The organism is Undibacterium sp. JH2W (assembly GCF_049340425.1).
Classification (GTDB): domain Bacteria; phylum Pseudomonadota; class Gammaproteobacteria; order Burkholderiales; family Burkholderiaceae_D; genus Undibacterium.
In genome coordinates, this window is sequence record NZ_JBMPOT010000049.1 from 1 (window position 1) to 3,954 (window position 3,954).

Annotated in this window: 2 protein-coding genes and 1 pseudogene; 2 read left to right on the forward strand and 1 reads right to left on the reverse strand. The window is 47.3% G+C overall.

The genetic code is table 11. The annotated features are described in order from the left end of the window. Together ACO0LC_RS28985 and ACO0LC_RS28990 are read left to right on the forward strand one after the other, a co-directional pair. Window positions 1-2,753, forward strand: a pseudogene (locus ACO0LC_RS28985) (hypothetical protein); the annotation flags it as partial. Then, the gene (locus ACO0LC_RS28990) at window positions 2,750-3,292 is read left to right on the forward strand and encodes a hypothetical protein (protein ID WP_423009704.1); all 543 of its coding nucleotides are present in this window, start codon (window positions 2,750-2,752) and stop codon (window positions 3,290-3,292) included. The pseudogene ACO0LC_RS28985 and the gene ACO0LC_RS28990, both read left to right, overlap by 4 nt. A gap of 365 nt (window positions 3,293-3,657) precedes the next feature. Here the strand turns inward: ACO0LC_RS28990 and ACO0LC_RS28995 are convergent. Continuing rightward, window positions 3,658-3,954 (reverse strand): hypothetical protein (locus ACO0LC_RS28995; protein WP_423009706.1); only part of this gene is annotated, 297 nt, incomplete at its 5' end.

Consider the following 3,954-nt stretch of genomic DNA (forward strand, 5'->3'; position numbering starts at 1 on the left):
TGGCGGTGGTTGACGATGGAAAAGAGGTTGCTGATGCTGCTGACGTCAGTGAAATGAGTCTGGATGCTGGGGATGAAGCTGGGAATGAAAGCGCAAGCTTTAGTCCAATGTCGTTCATGATGATGCGGGCGAGTGTCAATAGTATGGCGAGTGCAGAAAGCACAAGCAGTGAGACGTTTGGATTGCCGCCAGCATTGCCATCATCCGTCACATCCCAAGTGATGCAAACCTTGCTGGATGCACTGTATATAAAAGATAACCAGATATTCGAAGCCGAAGCTCAATTACAGCAAATCTATTTAAACACTCCATCCAATGCCAGCACCCTGATCCCGGCGTGGCTCAATTACATTAGTGGCCTGAGAGCGCAAGCTGGTAGCATTGTGGCGCAGATTACCCAACTGCAAAATTCCACCCCAGTGACACCAACTAATCCGGGTACGACGACACCCACCAATCCAGGCACCACCCCGACAACTGGTGACGGAACGGACACGCCAACTACGCCAACTACGCCGACCACGCCAACTACGCCGACCACGCCAACTACGCCGACCACGCCGACCACGCCAACTACACCGACGACGCCTACTTTACCGCAGCCACCGGCTTTGCCTCCTGCAGTCGATTCTAATGATTTGGGCATGCTGCAGGCAGAGTTGAATTACCGTGTTGATTTGTTGGCCAAAGCGACTACCAAGTTGCAGGAGCTGACGGCATCCAATCCATCGGCGACGTCGACGCTGGCGGCATGGCAGAGTTATATAACGAGCTTGCAAGCGCAGATAGGTACGGTCAATGCGAAGATTGCGGCTTTGCAGCCTACCACACCATCAGGACCGACTTCGCCTACACCAGCTGAGGCACAACAAAATAGTGATTTTAAGAACGCTACTGCTGCAGTCAACGCAACGAGCACGCAGACAACGGGAAGCAATACCAGTAATTTGAATCTGGGGAATGTGACAACAGCCCAAGCAAAAACTGATGCGCTCAATACAAATGGAAATACGGCGGTAAGCAATAACGGTCAGATTTCGGGAATTGGGCAAACTGCAAATACAACAGGGCTTACACAAGAGGCCAAAGACGTACGAGAGGCTTTGAGAGCTGAATCAAAAAGTGGTCCACAAAAATCTGTAAATTCAAATACAAGTGGAATGGTGGGGAGGAGGTCTTATGATATGGCTGACCCGGGCGGCTGGGGTGATGCCTATTATTCAGGCGGCGGAGGTGGTGGCGGCGGACAGTCTACGTATTATGGCATGGAGATGCGCTATAACATTGACGCGGAAGGTGGCGGTGGTAGCGGCAGCGGAGGCAATGGAGATGCGACGCCGGATTTCTCTAATTTAACTAAAGGCGCTATTACTGGGATCAACTTGATGAATACAGCAATCAATGCGGGTGAAAGTTTGCTGAATACAGCAGTGCAATTAGGAAACACTTCGGTGTCGGATATTTCTGATATTTTGAATGTTAACGCCAATGTTGCAACACCAGGTACGACTGCGCAGCACGTTGATAATGACGGATTCGTCAAGTTAGCAAATGGTAGTTATCTTGATGTTACAACGGGTAAGGTGATCACGCCTAATGGTTCTGGAAGTAATCTCTCTTCTACCGATAGTTCAGCAACTACCAGCGGTGGGAATTCACCTGTAAAATTTGTCAGCACCTCGAATCGCGGGTTTGAAAAAGATAATACGACGCCAGCGTATCCAGCCGGATATCTCGACCCGAACATATCCTATACCAGAGGCGTCACCTTCGATACGAGTGGAAATAGGATTCCTGCCGTGTTGACTTCGGCTGGACAGGTCGTTGCATTCCCTGATCAGGTAGCTGTTCCTGCAACTTCAGAGGCGACAGATAATATGTTGTCGAATAACTATAATGGTTATGACGAGTATGGAATCCTGACAAATCCTGGTGCAGCCCCAATCGCTAGTGTACTTGGTGCAGGCACGCAGTTTGTGATAGAAGCAATTGACACCACAAACAGATCGCTGACGATATCGAAAAATGCAGTGCAAGATACCATCCTGCAATCGGGTCTTTCTTGGCAGCAAAATGGCGGTGTTACAGGCTGGGTTGGAGATAAACTGACTGGTGCGGCATATGTCTTGTCTAGCATAATACCGGGTGATGTTAAAGAGCTGGCAATACTGGCAGTGGCTGGTCCAGTAGTGAATAAGGTGGCTGGTCCTGTTATATCTGCTGCCGTCAACAAGTTTCCTATACTGACAACAGACATTAAGGAGATTGCGGGTAATGTTGCAACGAAGATTGAGGAAACATTTGCAGGGAAACCTGTCAATGTAGTAAATGACGCAGTCAATACTCTGGCAGAAACAAAGGGCAATGGCGCCTTTATGGATGGGGCCAGTGGGGGGAGTGGACTTGGGAAACTTGAAGGGAAAAATGTAAATGTTTCTGAAAAGGGCGTAGAAATTATGGAGCAACATTTAAGCCAGTTTGGCGATGTTCCTGAAAATGCGGCAATGGTAGCTAGAATTAAAGCGGCCCTACATGAAGGTACTCCTATTAGCGGAGCTGATGCAGTTTTTTATACACATGAGCTTGCAGAAGCTACTCTAATGAAGCAAGGAGTAGAATATGAGATTGCGCATCAAATGACGCTCAACAAATATGGAGTTTCTCCTTATAGTGTTTATCATCCGGAGGTTATACAAAGCATGCCTGAGTTATTTAATCCCAATTGGTTGAAATTTTGGGGAATTGAACCATGATGGAAAATTTCAAATTAAGTGGGCTAGATCAAATTTCAATTTGGCGAAATGAATCACCGATTGAAGCGTTTAAGTCGAAAATCTTTTACGAGGATTGTGTTCAAGCAACTCAAATTGAAGGACTTAAAGCAGATTTGGATTTTGTCATGGAACTCAAGCAGCCTCGTGGTCCGAGATGTTTGTATGGATTGTTGGGGGTTAAGATTCGATTTGCAAATGAGCGCATATTGAAGATTAAAGTCGGAGATGGACAAGCGGAAACACGTCTCTATGTTGGATCAATGCTGGATAAAATTGAAATACCTTACTACGGATTCCCAGAAGGAGTAGCTGAAAGTGTTTTATATACTTTACAAAAAGAGATGAGAGAATCGCAGCCTATGTTTGCTGGTTCAATGGAAGTATGTTTTGGAGCACATGGGCAAATTTCATCGAATCCCTATGTGTTTAAATTGCTTTCTAGGGCTCTTCCAAAAGTATTGTTTATGGAGTCATTGAGTTCTGATCTTCTGACTGAATTGTTTTTGAGTTTAAGATAGGCGTTGCTCAAATGCATTAGTTTCGATTTAATCTGACAGTTGGTCCTTGCAAAAGGAGAGATTACCCGGTTTGATAGAGGGTGCGGTGTTTGTCAATGTAGTTGTCGCGCCATCTCATGCTACATGCAGCAATACTTCTGGCTCAATCCGTTTGTTGCGCACGCCGCTTCCATCGTATTTCTTCCCGAATTGCGATCGTGCGATTTTTGCAGGATTGAGTCTGGATTGCCACATTGTGGTCATACGATTTTGCTTGCCCAGCCTCACTTGCATCATAACGGCAGCCAAATTGCCGTCATATCGGATGCTGTGTAAAAGGGGGCATGATGCCCCCTCCCAAATGATACGATGATGTCGGCTACCCGCTAAAACGGCTCATCATCCAACGCTCTCTGTAGCGGATTGCACTGTGGTGCTTCTTGTAACATGGTTTCAATCTCGTCGCCATAAGCCTTCATCAGCATGTCCCGCACCTGATCGAGGAATTCAATAATGCTGCACACGTCCTCCGGTCGAAGATGCGTGACGATCTGGCTGACCCGCATGCTCATGACGACACCCGCTGCGGTTTCACCTGTTGCTGAAGCAAGGCATCGTGCGAACGCCAGTGCGGCTGCAGCAGCGCGGCATTCACATGCGACACCGTGCAAATACGCTGATGA

Coding starts and splice junctions, on each gene's coding strand:
- ACO0LC_RS28990 (WP_423009704.1), top strand. CDS start 2,750: ATGATGGAAAATTTCAAATTAAGTGGGCTAGATCAAATTTCAATTTGG.